This is a genomic window from Streptomyces sp. NPDC022552 (genome assembly GCF_055561875.1).
This window is the reverse complement of record NZ_JBVHGJ010000013.1, coordinates 149,643-168,604: the sequence shown is the minus strand read 5'-3', so window position 1 is coordinate 168,604 and position 18,962 is coordinate 149,643. Positions and strand designations below refer to the sequence as shown.

The 18,962-nt window shown below is 71.7% G+C and carries 17 protein-coding genes; 12 read left to right on the top strand and 5 right to left on the bottom strand.

What is annotated here, in order from left to right; all coding sequences use genetic code 11:
* Positions 1 to 8 precede the first annotated feature (8 nt).
* The 3 genes from ACZ3OF_RS28570 to ACZ3OF_RS28560 all read left to right on the top strand — a co-directional run bounded on the left by ACZ3OF_RS28570 (position 9) and on the right by ACZ3OF_RS28560 (position 4,269).
* Entirely contained in the window at positions 9 to 884 is an 876-nt protein-coding gene (locus tag ACZ3OF_RS28570; protein ID WP_467307597.1) for a carbohydrate ABC transporter permease, read from the top strand.
* Positions 885 to 1,068: 184 nt separating this feature from the next.
* On the top strand, positions 1,069 to 2,673 hold the full coding sequence (locus ACZ3OF_RS28565) for a glycoside hydrolase family 13 protein (RefSeq protein WP_467307596.1): 1,605 nt from the start codon (positions 1,069 to 1,071) through the stop codon (positions 2,671 to 2,673).
* Between the two features lie 60 nt (positions 2,674 to 2,733).
* On the top strand, positions 2,734 to 4,269 hold the full coding sequence (locus ACZ3OF_RS28560) for a TIR domain-containing protein (protein WP_467307656.1): 1,536 nt from the start codon (positions 2,734 to 2,736) through the stop codon (positions 4,267 to 4,269).
* A 76-nt stretch (positions 4,270 to 4,345) separates the two neighbouring features.
* Here ACZ3OF_RS28560 and aspA read toward each other — a convergent pair whose 3' ends face one another.
* Both aspA and ACZ3OF_RS28550 read right to left on the bottom strand, forming a co-directional pair.
* Positions 4,346 to 5,758, bottom strand: coding sequence for an aspartate ammonia-lyase (gene aspA, locus ACZ3OF_RS28555; protein ID WP_361674656.1), 1,413 nt, complete (start codon positions 5,756 to 5,758; stop codon positions 4,346 to 4,348).
* A 55-nt stretch (positions 5,759 to 5,813) separates the two neighbouring features.
* A complete protein-coding gene (locus tag ACZ3OF_RS28550; protein ID WP_467307594.1) occupies positions 5,814 to 6,875 on the bottom strand; it encodes an asparaginase in 1,062 nt (353 codons plus the stop codon).
* A gap of 116 nt (positions 6,876 to 6,991) precedes the next feature.
* On the opposite strand from ACZ3OF_RS28550, the gene ACZ3OF_RS28545 reads away from it, so the two are divergent.
* From ACZ3OF_RS28545 to ACZ3OF_RS28525, 5 genes are all read left to right on the top strand, one after another.
* Positions 6,992 to 7,447, top strand: a complete 456-nt coding sequence (locus ACZ3OF_RS28545) for an Lrp/AsnC family transcriptional regulator (RefSeq protein WP_260226008.1) — start codon at positions 6,992 to 6,994, stop codon at positions 7,445 to 7,447.
* 65 nt (positions 7,448 to 7,512) lie between these two features.
* The gene (locus ACZ3OF_RS28540; protein ID WP_361674652.1) at positions 7,513 to 7,938 is read left to right on the top strand and encodes a cell division protein SepF; all 426 of its coding nucleotides are present in this window, start codon (positions 7,513 to 7,515) and stop codon (positions 7,936 to 7,938) included.
* Positions 7,939 to 7,993: 55 nt separating this feature from the next.
* Positions 7,994 to 9,628 (top strand): AAA family ATPase, encoded by a 1,635-nt coding sequence (locus ACZ3OF_RS28535; protein ID WP_467307592.1) that lies wholly within the window; start codon positions 7,994 to 7,996, stop codon positions 9,626 to 9,628.
* Positions 9,621 to 10,001 (top strand): nucleotide pyrophosphohydrolase, encoded by a 381-nt coding sequence (locus tag ACZ3OF_RS28530; protein WP_467307591.1) that lies wholly within the window; start codon positions 9,621 to 9,623, stop codon positions 9,999 to 10,001. Before ACZ3OF_RS28535 ends, ACZ3OF_RS28530 begins: the two co-directional genes overlap by 8 nt.
* 126 nt (positions 10,002 to 10,127) lie before the next feature.
* Positions 10,128 to 10,622, top strand: coding sequence for a DUF6099 family protein (locus ACZ3OF_RS28525; RefSeq protein WP_361674646.1), 495 nt, complete (start codon positions 10,128 to 10,130; stop codon positions 10,620 to 10,622).
* Positions 10,623 to 10,696: 74 nt separating this feature from the next.
* Here the strand turns inward: ACZ3OF_RS28525 and ACZ3OF_RS28520 are convergent, their stop codons facing one another.
* From ACZ3OF_RS28520 to ACZ3OF_RS28510, 3 genes are all read right to left on the bottom strand, one after another.
* The gene (locus ACZ3OF_RS28520; RefSeq protein ID WP_361674644.1) at positions 10,697 to 10,915 is read right to left on the bottom strand and encodes a hypothetical protein; all 219 of its coding nucleotides are present in this window, start codon (positions 10,913 to 10,915) and stop codon (positions 10,697 to 10,699) included.
* Between the two features lie 244 nt (positions 10,916 to 11,159).
* Entirely contained in the window at positions 11,160 to 12,083 is a 924-nt protein-coding gene (locus ACZ3OF_RS28515; RefSeq protein ID WP_467307590.1) for an LLM class F420-dependent oxidoreductase, read from the bottom strand.
* Between the two features lie 89 nt (positions 12,084 to 12,172).
* Positions 12,173 to 12,385, bottom strand: a complete 213-nt coding sequence (locus ACZ3OF_RS28510) for a hypothetical protein (protein ID WP_361674640.1) — start codon at positions 12,383 to 12,385, stop codon at positions 12,173 to 12,175.
* 394 nt (positions 12,386 to 12,779) lie between these two features.
* Between ACZ3OF_RS28510 and mmuM the strand changes: the two genes are divergently transcribed.
* From mmuM to ACZ3OF_RS28490, 4 genes are all read left to right on the top strand, one after another.
* Positions 12,780 to 13,688, top strand: a complete 909-nt coding sequence (mmuM, locus tag ACZ3OF_RS28505; protein ID WP_361674638.1) for a homocysteine S-methyltransferase — start codon at positions 12,780 to 12,782, stop codon at positions 13,686 to 13,688.
* 148 nt (positions 13,689 to 13,836) lie between these two features.
* Positions 13,837 to 15,375, top strand: a complete 1,539-nt coding sequence (locus tag ACZ3OF_RS28500) for a 3' terminal RNA ribose 2'-O-methyltransferase Hen1 (protein ID WP_361674636.1) — start codon at positions 13,837 to 13,839, stop codon at positions 15,373 to 15,375.
* Positions 15,372 to 17,951 carry a polynucleotide kinase-phosphatase gene (locus ACZ3OF_RS28495; protein ID WP_467307588.1) on the top strand — a complete coding sequence of 860 codons (2,580 nt, stop codon included), beginning with the start codon at positions 15,372 to 15,374 and terminating at the stop codon, positions 17,949 to 17,951. The genes ACZ3OF_RS28500 and ACZ3OF_RS28495 overlap by 4 nt, the downstream gene beginning before the upstream one ends.
* 250 nt (positions 17,952 to 18,201) lie before the next feature.
* Positions 18,202 to 18,924, top strand: a complete 723-nt coding sequence (locus ACZ3OF_RS28490; protein WP_467307654.1) for a Crp/Fnr family transcriptional regulator — start codon at positions 18,202 to 18,204, stop codon at positions 18,922 to 18,924.
* Positions 18,925 to 18,962: the final 38 nt, after the last annotated feature.

The following is an 18,962-nucleotide window of genomic DNA, read 5'->3' as shown; positions in this document are numbered from 1 at the left end:
AGACCAGCATGTCCACACGCACACTCATCTCGCCGGCGCAGCTCGCCCGGCCCCGCGGCAAGGTCCTCTACTGGACGGTCTTCGCCGTGGTCGTCGGCGGCTTCACCCTGGCGTTCCTCGGCCCGCTGTACTGGATGGTGTCCAGCGGCTTCAAGGACGCCCAGGAAGTGATCCGGACACCGCCGACGATGGTGCCCGGGACCTTCGAACCGGCGAACTACACCCGCGCGTGGGAGGTCATGGATCTCGCCACCCTGCTGTTCAACACCCTCTACTACGCGTTCGGCGCACTCGCCTTCCAGCTCGTCCTCGACGTGGCGGCCGCCTACTCGCTCTCCAGACTGCGGCCCGTCCTCGGCAAGGCGATCCTCGGCATGATGCTGGCGACCCTGATGATCCCGGCGACCGTCCTCGTCGTCCCGCAGTACCTCACGGTCCTCGACGTGCCGATCGTGGAGCGCAACCTCCTGAACACGCCCTGGGCGATCTGGCTCCCGTCCGTCACCAACGCCTTCAACATCTTCCTGCTCAAGCGGTTCTTCGACTCGATCCCGAGGGAGCTGCTCGACGCCGCGTCGATGGACGGGGCCTCGCCGGCGCGGATCCTGTGGTCGATCGTGCTGCCGATCTCGCGACCGATCCTGGGCGTCGTGTCGATCTTCGCCGTGGTGGGGGTCTGGAAGGACTTCCTCTGGCCGATGCTCACGCTCCCCGACCCCGCGATGCAGACGCTCAACGTCGGTATCTACTCGCTCTCCAACGGCGTGCCGGTGAACGTGCTGATCGCGGCGCTCACGATCGCCTCGGTGCCGACACTGCTCATCTTCCTGGTCTTCCAGCGCAACATCATGAGCGGCCTCACGGCGGGCGGCCTCAAGGGCTGACCCGCCCGCACGACCGCCGGCACCGGCGGATGGCGGCGGCCCGCACGGCCGCCGCACCAGCCGCTGCCGCCGTCACCTCCGTACCCTCCCGCGCACCCAGAAGACTTCGTCGCCGGCCCGTCCCACGCCCCGCAGCGACCGGGCCGGCGGCGAGGAACCCCGACCTGCCCGAAAGGACCGTCACGTGGCAGCCCCTCACTCGCACCGCACCGACGACTGGTGGCGCGACGCCGTCATCTACCAGGTGTACCCACGCAGCTTCGCCGACGGCGACGGCGACGGCACCGGGGACCTCGCGGGCGTCCGGGCGAGACTGTCCTACCTCGCCGAACTGGGCGTCGACGCCGTCTGGTTCACCCCGTGGTACCTCTCCCCGCTGGTGGACGGCGGATACGACGTCGCCGACTACCGCACCATCGACCCCGCCTTCGGCACCCTCGCCGAGGCCGAGAAACTGATCGCCGAAGCCCGGGAGCTCGGCATCCGGGTGATCGTCGACATCGTCCCCAACCACGTCTCCGACCAGCACGCCTGGTTCCGCGCGGCCCTGGCGGCCGGACCCGGAAGCCCCGAGCGCGAACTGTTCCACTTCCGCCCCGGCCGCGGCGACAACGGCGAGCTCCCGCCCAACAACTGGCCCTCGCAGTTCTCCGGGCGGACCTGGACCCGGGTCGAGGACGGCGAGTGGTACCTCCATCTCTTCACCCCGGAGCAGCCGGACCTCAACTGGGCCCACCCGGCGGTCCGCCGGGAGCACGAGGACGTGCTGCGCTTCTGGTTCGAGCGCGGCGTCGCCGGCGTACGGATCGACTCCGCCGCGCTGCTGGCCAAGGACCCGGCACTCGCCGACTTCGTCGAGGGCGTCGACCCCCACCCGTACATCGACCAGGACGAACTCCACGACATCTACCGCTCCTGGCGGGCGATCGCCGACTCCTACCAGGGGGTCTTCGTCGGCGAGGTCTGGCTGCCGGACTCCGAACGCTTCGCCCGCTACCTGCGCCCCGACGAGCTGCACACGGCCTTCAACTTCAGCTTCCTCTCCTGTCCCTGGGATGCGGACCGGCTCCGCCGCGCCGTCGACGACACCCTGGCCGAACACGCCCCGGTCGGGGCCCCCGCCACCTGGGTGCTCTGCAACCACGACGTCACCCGGACCGCCACCCGCTACGGGCGCGCGGACACCGGCTTCGACTTCGCGGCCAAGGCCTTCGGCACCCCCACCGACCTCGCACTCGGCACCCGCCGCGCCCGCGCCGCCGCGCTCCTGACCCTCGCGCTGCCCGGCTCGGTGTACGTGTACCAGGGCGAGGAACTCGGGCTGCCCGAGGCGGACATCCCGCTCGACCGCATCCAGGACCCCATGCACGCCCGCTCCGAAGGCACCGACCCGGGACGCGACGGCTGCCGCGTCCCGCTGCCCTGGAACGCCGAAGCGCCCTGGTACGGATTCGGTTCCACGTCCGAGCCGTGGCTGCCCCAGCCCCGGGACTGGGCCCGCTACGCGGTGGACCGCCAGGACGCGGACCCGGAGTCGATGCTCGCGCTGTACCGTACGGCGCTGGCCCTGCGCCGTACGGAGGAGGGCTTCGGCGACGGCCCGATGACCTGGCTCCCCGCACCCGAGGGCCTCCTCGCCTTCGCCCGCCCCCGGGGCCTCGTCTGCGTCGTCAACCTCTCACCCACGCCCGCCGCCCTCCCCCCGCACGAACGCGTCCTCCTCACCAGCGGCCCACTGGACACGGAGGGCCGCCTCCCCCCGGACACGGCGGCCTGGCTCCGCACCTGACCGCGCCTGCGCACGGCGGGCTCACCCCTCCCTCGGGCCTGCCCTGTCACATCGGTGACGATGTGGCCCAGAGCGCAACGGTGCGGCCGGTTCCATGAGTCGGGACCGGGTGGTGATGGGGGAGGGAACTTGGGCGGCATCTTCGTCAACTACCGACGGGGGCGACACATCGAGAGGGTGTGGGATCTACGCAGTCGGCTTGCACGGCATTTTGGGGATGGGCAGGTGTTCCTGGACAGTGCCTCGATCCCGCCCGGTGACCGCTACCCGGACACGCTGCGGCGGCGCCTGACGGACTGCGAAGTGCTGCTCGTCGTGATCCACGACGGTTGGGCCGATGAGCGGAACGAGGCAGGGGAAAGGCGGTTGCACCTTGAAGAAGACTGGGTCCGCCACGAGATCGAATGGGCCTTGCGTACCGGCACGACCGTCATTCCTCTACTGCTGGACGGAGCCAGGGCCCCGCGGCCCGAGGAATTACCGCACGAGATACGGGACCTCGCGCACCGGCAGGCCCAGCCATTGCTGGGCCTCAGATGGAGTGCCGACATACTCCAGTTGATCGCCACGCTGGAACATCGGGTGGCGCGGACGTGGCACCCGATCCCGTCGGGACAGGTCCCGCCCGCTCGGCCCGGCCGGGGGCTGGGGAGCGGTGCCGCCCTGTCGGCGACGGCCTTCGCCGCCGCGGCACTTGGGTCCACAGGGGATGGTGCCGTGCCCCGTCAGGTGGACATCCCGGTCACCCTCGTGGCCGTCGGTTGGTCGGTTCTGGCGATGGGCGCACTCCTTGCGGCGGGTGTTGTCGTCCACGTCTTCCGGTCCTACGTCTACGCCTGGGAGCGTGAACTGCACTCGGTTCGACACGAGACGTTCGTCCGGCGCACCTACCCGGCAGCTGTCGCGCTGATCATCGTCGCGTTGTCCGGTGTGTTCAGAGTCAGAGAGCAGGGCATCCTGCTGTCCTGGGTGCTGCTGGTCGTCGTGGTGTTCGCGGTGGCGCGTGTGGCAGCGGCTTCCATCCGTGCCACGAAATGGGACGAGGACCAGTGGTTGCGGTGGCCACAGGCACTGCCGGTACCGGCGCCCAGGCAGGTCCTGTGGCGGGCGATTGCTCGGCTGGACGCCCGTACCCGCCTCTGGTCGTCCCCCATGACGCGCGAGCAGCGTGAGAAGGCGCATTGGGTGCTCGACGACATCGGCCGCGCTCTTACCGGGCTGGCGAATGAGGCCAAGAGGTCCCGTCTGACTTGGCTGGTACAGGACCACCCCTGGGTCTTCGGCCTGTACGCCTTGTGGGTGACGCTGAACGTCACGCTCAGCACGGTGTCGGCGCTCTCTTCTGCGCCGTCCGGGGTCCTGAGCTGGCGCATGTATGCCCTACCGCTGTCAGCGACACTCCTCAACGCCGCGCTCGCCCTGGGCACCATGGAGTTCGGATACCGCCGACAACTCTGGCAGCGTCGGATGCTCCTGGCCGACGCGGGGCAACGGAGGCGGATGCTCGCGAACCGTCTGGCGGTTCTGAACCGTCCAGTTCGCGCGAAGCCTTCCTTACCCGCGCCGCGTACCGAGGAGCTCAGGGAGCCGACGTAACCGCTCCGGCTGAGGCGGCCGAGGCCACGGCTCAGCCGGACCGGTCGTCTCGGGCGGCTCGGCCGGGCAGGCCGGCTCAGCAGACCGGGCGGGCCTCGACGCCCGTCAGGCGTTCCGGGGTCAGCAGTTCCGCGATGCGTTCCGCCGGCAGGAGGCCCTTCTCCAGGGTGAGTTCGGCGACGCCCCGGCCCGTCAGGAGGGCCTCCTTGGCGATCGCGGTGGCGGCGGTGTAGCCGATGTACGGGTTCAGGGCCGTGGCCAGGCCGATGGAGTTCTCGACCGCCGCCCGCAGCTCGTCCACGTTGGCCGTGATGCCCACCACGCAACGCTCCGCGAGGGTGAGGCAGGCCGCGCGCAGCGAGGTGATGCTCTTCGCCAGGGAGTGCAGGATGATCGGCTCGAAGGCGTTCAGCTGGAGCTGGCCGCCCTCCGCCGCCATCGTGATCGTCATGTCGTTGCCGATCACCTCGAAGGCGACCTGGTTGACGACCTCCGGGATCACCGGGTTGACCTTGCCCGGCATGATGCTCGAACCGGCCTGTACGGCGGGGAGGTTGATCTCGTTCAGGCCGGCGCGCGGGCCCGAGGAGAGCAGGCGCAGGTCGTTGCAGGTCTTGGAGAGCTTGACCGCCAGGCGCTTGAGGACGCCCGAGAGCTGGACGAAGGCGCCGCAGTCCTGGGTCGCCTCCACCAGGTTGGCCGAGGTCACCAGCGGCATGCCGGTGATCTCGGCGAGGTGGCGGCGGGCCGTCTCGGCGTAGGCGGCGGGGGCGTTGAGACCCGTACCGATCGCGGTGGCGCCCAGGTTGATCTCGTGGATGAGCTCCACGGCCTCGGCGAGCCGGTTGCGGTCCTCGTCCAGCATCACCGCGTACGTGGAGAACTCCTGGCCCAGCGTCATCGGCACCGCGTCCTGGAGCTGGGTGCGGCCCATCTTGAGGACGTCGCGGAACTCGAGGGCCTTCGCCGCGAACGCGTCCTGGAGCACCGCCGTCGCCTGGAGCAGACCGTGGACGGCCGTGATCGCCGCGATCCGGACGGCGGTCGGGTAGACGTCGTTGGTGGACTGGCTGAGGTTGACGTCCTCGTTGGGGTGCAGGTGCTGGTACTCGCCCTTGGCGTGGCCGAGGAGTTCGAGGGCCCGGTTGGCGACGACCTCGTTGGCGTTCATGTTCGTCGACGTCCCGGCGCCGCCCTGCACGACGTCCACGACGAACTGGTCGTGCAGCTTCCCGCCGCGGATCTCCCGGCAGGCGGCGACGATCGCGGCCGTCTTCGCCGGGGAGAGCAGACCGAGCTCCTCGTTGGCGAGCGCGGCGGCCTCCTTGACGGCGGCCAGCGCGTCGATCAGCTGCGGGTAGACGGAGATCGGCGTTCCCGTGATCGGGAAGTTCTCCATGGCGCGCAGGGAGTGGATGCCCCAGTACGCGTCGGCGGGCACGTCCCGCTCTCCGAGGAGGTCGTGCTCACGGCGGGAGACAGTCGTCATCGAGGTGCCTTCGAGGGGAGGAGAGGGGGAGGGGGGAGGGGGAGGGGAGCGCGCGTCAGGAGGTGCCGTTGAAGCGCGAACCGGACGCCGTCAGGGCGGGCTCCGGGCGCGTCGGGCCGTTCAGCAGGCCGTGCAGCAGCGCAGGGCGGCGCTCCGGGCCCACGTCGGACAGGAGGGTCGCCAGGACGGCCATCCGGGCCTGCCCCGCACGCAGCGTCCCGGCCGGTACGGCTCCGGCGGCCACCAGGTCCACGGCGCCGCCGCCGGTGTAGAGCTCGGCGACCGGGCCGGCGGGCACCCGCGTGCTCAGCGCCACCAGCGTGCCCTGGGCGACCGCCGCGCCGACGGCCTCGGCGATGTCCGGCGTGGCGTTGCCCGCACCCGTACCGACGAGTACGACGCCCCGCGCGCCGGCCGCGACGGAGGTGTTGAGGAAGAGGGGGTCGCCGTCGCTGTGGTGCATCACCACGTCGACCCGGGGCAGGTCCTCGACGGCGGCCGTGGGCAGGGGAAGCGGAGTGGACCGGTCGGGGCTGCGGCGGATGTCGACGCTGCCGAAACCGACCTTCCCGATGCTGGACTCCGAGGGGTCGGCGAACGCGTCCGCCGCCAGGGTCTGCGTCTTCACGGTGCCGCGCGCCGCGTGCACCCGGCCGTCGAAGACCACGAGCACGCCCAGGTCGCGGACCGAGGCGGCGACCTGAAGGGCGTCGTACACGTTGCCGGGGCCGTCGCCGTCCCCCGTACCGAGCGGACGCTGGGCACCGGTGAAGACGACCGGGCGCGGGTCCGAGTGGTGGAGGTCGAGGAAGAAGGCGGACTCCTCCAGGGTGTCCGTGCCGTGGGTGACCACGACGCCGTCCACACCGGGGTCGGCGAGCGCCGCGTGGACCGCGCGCAGCAGGGTGAGCTGACGGGCGGAGGTCATCCGGGAGCTGTTGACGTTGAACAGGTCGACGACCTCGACCGTCACGCCCTCGGGCAGTGCCGAGGTGGCCAGGACGTCGTCACCGGAGGCGTCGGCGGCGTACCCGGTGCCCTGCCAGCGGCTGGCTATCGTGCCGCCCGTGCTGATGAGGGTGATCCGGCGCGGCCGGTCGTCGCGTGTCCACTGCATGTCTGTCTGTCCCGGAGATCGAAGGGTGTCGCCTTCGCAACGATAGGTCAGCTTGTATGGAATGTGATTGCGATTTCGGACCCGGAACCGGGAACTCTGGTGTGCATAATTGCGCCATGGACAGGATCGATCGCAGTATCTTGCGTGAGCTTCAGGAGGACGGTCGGCTGACCAACCTGGAGCTCGCGCAGCGCATCGGCCTCAGCGCCTCGGCCTGCCTGCGGCGGGTGCGGCAGCTGGAGGAGGACGGCGTGATCCAGGGGTACCGCGCGGTCATCGACCCGGCGGCCGTCGGGCGGGGCTTCGAGGTGCTCGTCTCGATCGAGGTGCGGCGCGACCGGGAGACCGTCGAGGCCTTCGAGGAGGCCCTGCGGGACATCCCCGACGTCATCGAGGCGCACCGGCTGTTCGGCAGCCCCGGCTGCCTGCTGCGGATCGCCGTCGCCGACCTCGCCGCGTACGAACGGCTCTGGATCGAGCGGCTGACCTCGCTCACCGGGGTCACCGAGGTCAACTCGCAGATCATCATGAAACGGATCAAGGAACCGCGCGGACTGCCGGTCGAACGCTGACCGCACACCCGAGTCGGCTCGTGTCGCTGTTGGGCCGAACGGGTGAGTAACGGGAGGATGGGTGCATGAGTAGGTACGAGAGGTACGACGTCACCGACGAGCAGTGGGAGGGCCTCGCCCAGGTCCTGCCCCTGCGCGGCCGTGACGAATGGCCGTCCAGGGTCGACCACCGCACGATGCCCGACCCGTACGAGGCGGCCGAGCAGCGCCGCATGGTCGTCCTGCGCGTGCAGGTCTTCGCGGACGCGCGCGAGGTCGCCGAGTACCTCATCGCGCAGATCCCGGTGCTCCTCGATCTGACGAGCGCCGACACCGATGTGGCCAAGCGCATCCTGGACTTCAGCAGCGGCGTCGTGTTCGGGCTCGGCAGCGTCATGCACCGGGTCGACCGCAACGTCTTCCTGCTCGCACCCGCCGGCACGGAGGTCGAGGGCGTGTCCGAGGCGGGGGCGGACGAGGACCTGACGGGAGTCGCCGTCCCCCGATCGTAGGAAGATGCTTTGGGCGTAACGGTTCGTCATCCGCGGGCCTGCGTACGGTCCGATCATGGACTCCACCGGCGGCCCCACGCCCGACCGCACGCCTGATTCCGTCCCCTCTCCCTCCGCCTCCCTCGCCTGTACGACCCCGGCACGGGGCCAGGTCAGGGCGCCCTTACGCGGGGGCGGAACGACGGGCCGGGCGGGTGGCGATCCGACCGAGAACGCTCCGGCGGGTGGCGAGCCGCCCTTCGGCGGCTCCACGCGCGGCGAGGTACCGCGGCAGCTCACGGACGGCTCCGCGCGCCGGCCCGCCCGGTCCGGTGGAGGAACGGTCGGCCCCGCCCGGCTCGACCGCCCCGCCCGAACCGCCGGTGCCGCACGACCGGCCGGCCTCGCCCGGCCCGCCGTCACCGAGCTCCGGCTCTCCGCCTTCGCCGGGCACCGCGCCGCCGTCCACCCGCTCGGCCCCGTGACGCTCTTCACCGGGGCCAGCGGCAGCGGAAAGTCCACCACCCTACGGGCGTACGAGGCGTTGGCCCGGCTCGGCGCGGGCGAGGACCTGGCCGTGGCCTTCCCCGACGCCGATGCCTGCGTGCCCGAGCGCGCCCGGCCCGACGCCCAGGGACGGCGGGGCTTCCGGATCGGCTGCACCGTCGACGGCCCGGCCGGGCCGGTCCGCCTCGACCTCGCGGTCCAGGTCGAACCCTCCCTCCGTATCGTCGGCGAACGGCTCACCTGCCGCGGCCGTACGCTGCTCACCACCGCACTCCGCGACCCCGGCCGCAGCACCGTCCAGGCCGAGTGGCACACCGCGGGCACCACCCCCGTCACCCGGGCGCCGTTCCCCGACGGTCTGCTCGGCACCGCCCTGCTGCCGTTGCGCGTGGCCGGGAAGACGAAGGGGCAGTTGGAGGTGCTGGCAGCCGCCGAGCAGGTGGTCGTCGCGCTGCGCTCGGTCTTCCCGTGCGACCCGCAGCCGCGGCGGATGCGGGCTCCCGTGCCGATGGGCGAGGGACGGCTGCGGCGCGGCTGCGACAACCTGGCGGAGGTGCTGCACCGCACCTCCACCGAGTGCGCGCGCCGCCATGCGCGGCTCGCGGCCGTGGCGGACGCCGGCTGTGCGGGCGTCGTGACCGGGCTGCGGGTGGAGGAGCTGCCGGACACGACGGTACGGGCGTTCCTGGAGCGTGACCCGAGAGGCGCGGCCAGGTCGGCGGGGGCCGGGGCCGCAGGGATCTCGTCGGGGCGGTCCGGGAGCGTCGTGAGCGGTCTCGTGAGCGCCGGGGCGGGCGGTGGGGTGAGCAGTGGGGCGAGCGGTGTGGCGAGCGCTGGGGTGAGTGGTGCGGCGATCCGGGGCGCGATTCCGGCACCGCGCAGCGTGCCGGTCGTGACGCCGCTCGGCCGGCTCGGCGACGGCGAGCTGCGCTATCTCGCCCTCTCCCTCGTCCTGCTCACCGGACCCGGTGTGCTGGCCATGGACCAGCTCGCCGAAGTGCCCGCCGCCATGCGGACGCTGACCGTGCTCGCCGACGGCCTCGACGGGTGTCTGGACGGACCCCAGCTGCGCGCGCTCCTCGGCCTCGCCGCCGGCATCTGTGCCGACGGGCACATCCGGCTCGTGGGCGCGGTGGGGGAGGCGGCCGCGGGATACGCACGCGAGACACCGGGGGTGTCGGTGGTAGACCTGGGGCGTGAGTGAATTGGACGTAGCGGGATTGCAGCGCAGGCTGGCCGAGTTCGCGGCGGCGCGGGCGTGGCAGCCGTATCACACGCCGAAGAACCTGGCGGCGGCGCTCAGCGTCGAGGCAGCCGAACTCCTGGAGATCTTCCAGTGGTTGACGCCGGAGCAGGCGGACCGGGTGATGGACGACCCGGGCAGCGCGCACCGGGTGGAGGACGAGGTCGCCGACGTGCTGGCCTATCTGCTCCAGTTCTGCGAGGTGCTGGGCGTCGACCCGCTCGCCGCGCTGTCGGCGAAGATCGACAGGAACGAACTCCGCTACCCCGCCGTGCGGCCCCCGGGAGGGGACGCAAACGCCACTGAAAACGGTGATCGTCACTCTTCGGAGTGATCGACTTCTCCCCATCGAGCTTCCTGTCCACAGATTTCCGAATTCCTCTGGCGTTTGGGCTCAGGCGCCTTCACTCTGGGTAATGGATTCAGTGGGCAGTAAGTCGTACGAACGGGGGCGGCGTACATGGATGCGGAGCGACTGATCGCGACGGGCCGGAACGCGCTGGCGGAGAGCCGGACGGCGCTGGACATCGTGGCGGAGGCCTGGCAGGCCCAGGCCCTCGCGCAGGCGATAGGGAGTCATCTCGCGCTCTGCGGACCGCAGGAGCTGCGGAGCGAGGCGCGCGGGCTGAGCGAGATCGGCGGCGGGCGCGGGGTGACCGACCACCCGGTGCTGGGGACGGGCGGACCGAGAGCCGCCCAACTGACCGAAGTGGCCAACGCGCGCGTGGCGTTGACCGCCCTCGGCGCGCTCCTGGGAGAAGTGGGCATCGCCCTGGTCGGGGTGGCCTGCGCGACCGACGAGGAGGGGTTGTACTGGCAGTGCATCGAGGCCATCGACGCCGCCGACGAGTCGAACGACCGGGTGCGTGGGATGCTGCGCCGACTCGCGATCCGGGAGCGGGACCGGCCGCCCGATGCCGCCCGGGGCCGGGCGGGCCCGGCGGCGCCGCGATGAACGGCGCCCGCGGGAGCGGCCGTGGGGAAGACCGCGGCCGTCAGGGAGAATTCCGGAGGGCGGCCGGGGCGCTGTCAGTCCGCGCGGGGTGCGTCCCCGGCCGGGGGCTCCTGGCGGTCCGCGGAGGACTGCAGGTCGGCGCCGAGCCGCGACAGGTCGGCGTTGAGCGCCGCCATCAGCTCCTCCATCTGCTGCAGCAGGCCCTGGGGCGCGCCGGAGCCCTTCTGTTCGGGCACGGACTGCTGTACCGGCTGCTCGGGCAGCGCCCTTTCGGGCGCGGCTTCCTGGGACATGGCGGCCTCCTCGGCCCAGACCCTTCCCATGGGGGAGGGCCACACGTGAGAACGACGCACCGGCAGCGGCCGCCGGCACGCGGGCCGGGCGGTCCGGCTCCGCCCGAGCCAACGACGATGCCGGTCCCCGGTCACTGGCCCACCGGTCCGCGCCCCGGCGGAGGACCGGATATTCACCCGACCGAGCCGCGCCGCCCGTGGGGCTGACGAAGAGCTTGACGGCCGCTTACGACCGCCCGGCGGTCTAGGCGACGTGCGGCATGACGTCCGAGGAGATCAGCTCCAGGTGGTCCAGGTCGTCGAGGTCGAGGAGCTGGAGATAGACGCGCTGTGAGCCCACGGCCTGATAGCGCCCCAGCTTCTCGACGACTTCCGCCGGGGACCCGGCAAGCCCGTTGGCCTTCAGCTCGTCCACATCACGGCCGATGACGCCGGCACGGCGTTTGACCTCGGCGTCCGTCTTTCCGACGCACACGACGAGGGCGTTGGAGTAGACGAGGTCGTCGGCCTTCCGGCCGCGCTGCTCGGCGGCCTCGCGCACACGCTTGAACTGCGTATCGGTATCCGAGACAGAGGCAAAGGGGATGTTGAACTCGTCGGCATACTGCGCGGCGAGGGCCGGCGTCCGCTTCGCGCCGTGGCCACCGACGAGGATGGGGACCTTGGCCTGTGCAGGCTTGGGGAGCGCGGGGGATTCCTGGAGCTGATAGAACTTCCCGCCGAAGTCGAAGCGCTCTCCCACGGGGGTGCTCCAGAGCCCCGTGACGACGGCGAGCTGCTCCTCCAGCCGGCCGAACTTCTCCTTCGGGAACGGGATGCCGTACGCCTTGTGCTCGTCCTCGTACCACCCGGAGCCGAGACCCAGCTCGACACGTCCGCCCGACATCTGGTCCACCTGGGCCACTTGGATGGCCAGGACTCCGGGGAGGCGGAAGGTGCCCGCGGTCATCAGCGTGCCGAGCCGGATCCGTGTGGTCTCCCGCGCCAGTCCCGCGAGTGTGATCCAGGCGTCCGTAGGCCCCGGGAGTCCATCGACGGACCCCATGTGCAAGTAATGGTCGGAGCGGAAGAAGGCTCCGTAATCGAGGTCTTCGGCGGCCTTGGCGACGCGGAGCAGCGTCTCGTAGGTCGCACCCTGCTGTGGTTCTGTGAAGACGCGAAGATCCATACGGCAATCATGCCCGGCTGCAAGTCGGGGACCAAGATGAACCACGGGTCCGAGGGGCGGCCCCGAGGAGGCCGCCCCTTCAGGCGTCGCTAGTTGGTGCGCTTCAGATACTGGAGCACGGCCAGGCCGCCGACGAAGACGGCCAGGAGCACGCCGCCGCCGGCCTTGAAGGCGTCGAGCGGGGAACCCTCGAAGGCCATGACGACGATGACGGCAACGAGCGAAGCGAGAGCGGCGCACAGGGCGACGATCGTCAGGTCACGACCAGGGTGGGCGCAGACATGCTGCTGGTTGGTGGTCACTGTGTTCCTCCGTTGTGTGTTCGCAGGCACGCTGGATCCGGACACACCTCGCCTGGGCGAGGGCGTCTGCCAGCGCGTCGCGCGGGAGCTAGGGAGCTCCCCCACAGCCGGTCGGCTGTAGGTGCGCGGAGTGCGAACCGGACACAAGACCTCCAAGTGGGCAGAGGAACAACGTGGAAACTCTACCGGCGGGCCAATGCCGCTGCAAGGGAAAGGAGTTGAAGCGTGGGGTGTTCCTGGAAAGAGCGGGGCCCGGCGGGGAGTCGCTCGCCTCTCCGTCTCGGCGCGCGTCCCGGCATCTGTTGCCGCTTGCCTCGCTGTCGCCGATCCTGGACCACCTGGAGTTGATCTCCGGCCAGGTCCGGTCCCGCTCGACCGAAACGGAGGCGTGCCGATGAGGCCCGTCCGTACGCTTGCCGAGGCGCTTGTCGACGAGGTGCTCGTCCTCGATGGCGGGCTCTCCAACCAGTTGGAGGCGCAGGGGTGCGATCTGCGGGACGAGCTGTGGTCGGCGCGGCTGCTCGTCGACGGGCCCGAGCAGATCGAGGCGGCGCACACGGCGTACGTGCGGGCGGGGGCCCGGGTGCTGATCACCGGGAGCTACCAGGCCACCTTCGAGGGCTTCGCGCGGCGCGGGGCCGGACGGGCCGAGGCGGCGCTGCTGCTCGCGCGGAGCGTGGAGCTGGCGAGGGCGGCGGGCGAGGGTGCCGCGGAGCCGGTCTGGGTCGCCGGGTCGGTCGGACCGTACGGGGCGATGCTCGCCGACGGCAGTGAGTACCGGGGGCGGTACGGGCTCAGCGTGCGCGAGCTGGAGCGGTTCCACCGGCCCCGGATCGAGGCGCTCGCGGCGGCCGGTCCGGACGTACTGGCGCTGGAGACGGTGCCGGACGCCGTCGAGGCCGAGGCGCTGCTGCGGGCGGCCGAGGGGTGCGGGGTGCCGGTCTGGCTCTCGTACACGATCGAGGGCGAGCGGACGCGCGCCGGGCAGGAGCTGACGGACGCGTTCGGGCTCGCGGTGGGGAACGGCCAGGTGATCGCGGTCGGAGTCAACTGCTGCGAACCGGACGACGCCGCGCGGGCCGTGGAGATCGCGGCGACGGCCACCGGAAAGCCGGTCGTCGTCTACCCCAACAGCGGCGAGGAGTGGGACGCGGACGCCCGGGCCTGGCGCGGCGCCGGGGCCTTCGATCCGGAGCGGATGCGGGACTGGCCGGTGGCCGGGGCGAGGCTGCTCGGCGGCTGCTGCCGGGTGGGCCCCGACCGGATCGCCGCGCTGGCCGCCGCCGTGTCGCCCGCGCCCTGAGCAGCCACGCCGCCGCCGTCTCACCGGCGTCCTGACGCCCGCCACGCCCGCCGGCTGCCGAACCGGACGGGAACGCCGTCGGTGCGCAGCGGCGGCGACTCCCTAAAATGCCTGGTCGGCGCGGGGATCCCGGACCATACTCGGACGTGTGTTCCTGACGATCAGCACCACCGGCACCCCCGAACGTCCCGCGACCGACCTGGGCTTTCTGCTGCACAAGCATCCCGACAACGCGCAGACGTTCTCGACCTCGCACGGCACGGCGCACGTCCTCTATCCCGAGGCGACCGCCGAGCGGTGCACGGCCGCGCTCCTCCTCGAGGTGGACCCCATCGGTCTGGTGCGGCGCGGCAAGGGCAAGGGCAGGGGCGGCGCCCCCGACTCCGCGCTCGCGCAGTACGTGAACGACCGGCCTTACGCCGCGTCCTCGCTGCTCGCCGTCGCACTCTCCACCGTCTTCAAGAGCGCCCTGCGCGGCGCCTGCAAGGCGATGCCCGAGCGCGCCGCCGCGCCTCTGCCGCTGCGCATCGAGGTCCCCGCGCTCCCGGCGCGCGGCGGTGCCGAGCTGGTCCGCAAGCTGTTCGGACCGCTGGGCTGGGACACGGTCGACGCCGAGCCGGTGGCGCTGGACACCTCCTTCCCGGAGTGGGGTGACTCGCGCTACGTACGGCTCGTCCTCGAAGGGGAGCTGCGGCTCGCCGACGCGCTCAACCAGCTGTACGTCCTGCTGCCCGTCCTCGACGACGCCAAGCACTACTGGGTCGCGCCCGACGAGGTCGACAAGCTGCTGCGCGCCGGTGACGGCTGGCTCGCCGAGCACCCCGAGCAGAAGCTCATCACCAGCCGCTACCTCTCCCGCCGCTGGGGCCTGACCCGCGATGCCATGGAGCGCCTGGAGCTGGTGCGTCTCGCCGAGTCCGACGGTCTGGACGTCGAGGACGTCGACAACGCGGTCGACGAGACGACCGACACGGAGGAGAAGCCGGTGCCGCTCGCCGAGCAGCGTCGCGAGGCCATCCTCGCCGCACTGCGCGCCGCCGACGCGAGCCGCGTGCTCGATCTCGGCTGCGGACAGGGTCAGTTGGTCCAGGCGCTGCTCAAGGACGTGCGCTTCACCGACATCGTCGGTGTCGACGTGTCCGTACGGGCGCTGACCATCGCCGGGCGACGGCTGCGCCTGGAGCGGCTCGGCGAGCGCCAGGCCGGCCGCGTGAAGCTGATCCAGGGCTCGCTCGCGTACACCGACAAGCGTCTGACCGGCTACGACGCGGCGGTCCTGAGCGAGGTCATCGAGCACCTCGACCTGCCGCGGCTGCCCGCGCTCGAATACGCCGTGTTCGGCTCGGCGCGCCCCCGCACGGTCCTCGTGACCACCCCGAACGTCGAGTACAACGTCCGCTGGGAGTCCCTCCCGGCCGGGCACGTCCGGCACGGTGACCACCGCTTCGAGTGGACCCGCGAGGAGTTCCGTACGTGGGCGGCGCGCGTCGCCGGACAGTACGGATACGGCGTCGAGTTCACGCCCGTCGGCCCGGACGACCCCGAGGTCGGCCCGCCCACGCAGATGGCCGTCTTCACCCAGAACACCGACACCACCCAGAACACCGACACCCCGACCACCGACACCACCCCGGCCACCGCGACCGTCCCCACCACCGCGACCGTCCCGAAGGAGGAGCAGGCATGACCACCGAGACCACCGCCACCACCGGCAGCCGCAGGCTGCCCGTCACCGACCTGTCCCTCGTGGTCCTGATCGGTGCGAGCGGCTCCGGCAAGTCCACCTTCGCGCGACGCCACTTCAAGCCCACCGAGGTCATCTCCTCCGACTTCTGCCGTGGTCTGGTCGCCGACGACGAGAACGACCAGAGCGCCAGCAAGGACGCCTTCGACGTCCTGCACTACATCGCGGGCAAGCGCCTGGAGGCGGGACGGCTGACCGTCGTCGACGCCACCAACGTCCAGCAGGAGGCCCGGCGACAGCTGGTGCAGCTGGCCCGGCAGTACGACGTGCTGCCGGTCGCGATCGTCCTCGACCTCCCCGAGGAGGTCTGCCAGGCACGGAACGCGGCCCGCCCCGACCGGGCGGACATGCCGCGCCACGTGATCCAGCGCCACCGCCGCGAGCTGCGCCGCTCACTGCGCGGACTGGAGCGCGAGGGCTTCCGCAAGGTGCACGTCCTGCGCAGTGTCGAGGAGGTGGAGGCGGCCGAGGTCGTCCTGGAGAAGCGGTTCAACGACCTGCGCCACCTCACCGGCCCCTTCGACATCATCGGTGACATCCACGGCTGCCGCTCCGAGCTGGAGACGCTGCTCGGCCGGCTCGGTTACGTCGACGGACACCACCCCGAGGGGCGCACGGCCGTCTTCGTCGGCGACCTCGTCGACCGCGGACCCGACAGCCCCGGCGTCCTGCGCCGGGTGATGGGGATGGTCGCGGCCGGGGACGCGCTCTGCGTGCCCGGGAACCACGAGAACAAGCTCGGCCGCTGGCTCAAGGGCCGCAAGGTCCAGGAGACCCACGGCCTCGCCGAGACCATCGAGCAGCTGGGGCAGGAGACCGAGGAGTTCCGCGCCGAGGTGGGCGCGTTCATCGACGGGCTCGTCAGCCACTACGTCCTCGACGAGGGCAAGCTCGTCGTCTGCCACGCCGGTCTGCCGGAGAAGTACCACGGCCGGACCTCCGGCCGGGTGCGCTCGCACGCCCTGTACGGGGACACGACGGGCGAGACCGACGAGTTCGGCCTGCCGGTGCGCTACCCGTGGGCCGAGGAGTACCGCGGCCGGGCCACCGTCGTCTACGGTCACACGCCCGTCCCGAACACCTCGTGGGTCAACAACACGATCTGCCTGGACACCGGCGCCGTCTTCGGTGGCAGGATGACCGCGCTGCGCTGGCCGGAGCGTGAACTCGTCGACGTACCGGCGGAGAAGGTCTGGTACGAGCCGGCCCGGCCGCTCGCGACCGAGGCGCCCGGCGGCCACGAGGGGCGCCCGCTCGACCTCGCCGACGTGCACGGACGCCGGATCGTGGAGACCCGGCAGATGGGCAACGTCTCCGTACGGGAGGAGAACGCGGCGGCGGCCCTGGAGGTCATGAGCCGCTTCGCGGTCGACCCCCGACTGCTCGCCTACCTGCCGCCGACCATGGCGCCCACGGCCACCTCCAAGGAGGACGGCTTCCTGGAGCACCCGGCCGAGGCCTTCGCGCAGTACCGGGCGGACGGTGTCGAGCGGGTCGTGTGCGAGGAGAAGCACATGGGCTCGCGGGCCGTCGCCCTGGTCTGCCGGGACGAGGACACGGCGCGCGAGCGGTTCGGGGTCACCGGAGTGACCGGCGCCCTGTACACCCGTACCGGACGGCCCTTCTTCGACGACCCGGAGGTCACCGAGCAGGTCCTGGCACGGCTGCGTTCGGCGGTCACCGCCGCCGGGCTCTGGGACGAGCTCGCAGCGTCCGACAGCGCCTCCGGCACGGGTGACTGGCTGCTGCTCGACGGCGAACTGATGCCGTGGTCGCTGAAGTCGGCCGGGCTGCTGCGCTCGCAGTACGCGGCGGTCGGCGCGGCCTCCCACGCCGTCTTCCCCGGCGCGCTCGGCGCACTGGAGCAGGCGGTGGCGCGGGGCGTGAGCGGGGTGGACGCGCTCCTCGCCAAGCAGCGCGAACGGGCGTCGGACGCCGAGGCGTTCACCGAGGCGTACCGCCGGTACTGCTGGCCGACGCAGGGTCTCGAGGGCGTGCGCTTCGCGCCGTTCCAGATCCTCGCCGCGCGCGGGCGCTCGCTCGCGGCCGTGCCGCACGACGAGCAGCTCGGGTGGCTCGACCGGATGACCGACTCCGACCCGACCGGTCTGCTCCAGGTCACGCGGCGGCTCGTGGTCGACACGGGCGACGAGGCGTCGGTACGGGCCGGTGTCGACTGGTGGCTGGAGATGACGACGGCCGGCGGCGAAGGCATGGTCGTCAAGCCGCTCGCCTCGTTGGTACGCGGCGCGGGCGGCCGGCTCGTCCAGCCGGGCGTGAAGGTCCGCGGACGCGAGTACCTGCGGATCATCTACGGCCCCGAGTACACCCGCCCGGAGAACCTGGAGCGCCTGCGGAACCGCTTCCTCGGGCACAAGCGTTCGCTCGCCCTGCGCGAGTACGCGCTTGGCTTGGAAGCGCTGGACCGGCTCGCGGAGGGCGAGCCGCTCTGGCGGGTGCACGAGGCCGTCTTCGCAGTGCTCGCACTGGAGTCCGAGCCGGTGGATCCGCGTCTCTGACCGTGTTTCCACGGGGGGCGCAGGGGGCTGGATAGCTACGCTCCCCTGCGCCCCTCATGCTCGTTGACGGGCCTCTTCGCCAGCCCCTAGCGTTCTTCACCCCACGACGTGACGCAGTGTCAACAGAGTGACTGCGTGCGTCACTTGAGGTGGGTCCAACACACACGAGAGCGCAGGCGGGCGCGGTTCGCCCCGTGGCCCGTACGGCCGCGCGGGCGGCCGCGCGGGCGAAGGGCGGGGGTGAGTGACGGTGGGCCTTTTCGGCCAGGATCGGTCCTTCCTCCACGCCCTGCCCGAGCGGGACCGCCGTGAGCTCCTCGCCGAGGGGACACCCCGCGCCTACGAACCCGGTGAGGTGATGATCCGGGAGCGGGACACCTCCGCGTACGTCCTCGCGCTGACGGTGGGCTGGTCCGTCGTCTCCGTGGAGACCGAGCGCGGCACCCGCCTCATCCTCGCCCTGCGTGGCGCCGGCGAGGTCGTCGGCGATCTCGCCGCGGTCGACATGCGGCCCCGCAGCGCCACCGTCACGGCGCTGGGCCGCGTCGAGGCCGTGGCCGTGTCCGGCGACCGCTTCCGCCATTTCCTCGCCACCCACCCGCACGCCACCGCGCTGATCATGCGCCAGCTCTCGGCCCGGCTGCGCAGCTCCGACGTCGAGCGCCGCTCCCTCGCCTCCGAGACGGTGCTCCAACGGCTCGCCGCCCGTCTCGTCGAACTGGCCGAGCGGGCGGGGCGGCACGCCGACGCCGGGACCGTACTCGAACTCCCGCTGCCGCAGCACGATCTGGCGGCGGCCATAGGGGCCACCCGTGAGGCGGTGGCCAAGGCGCTCCGGCTGCTGCGGGAACAGGACGTCGTCCGTACGGCGAACCGCCGGGTCGTCGTCATCGACATGCCCGTCCTGCTTCTGCTGGCGCAGGGCCGATCACCCCACACGAAAACGGCGGAGAAACCTCCGCCGGGTGTGTAAACGACTACATCGCCGGCCGCCGCACGCGGCCAGGCTTG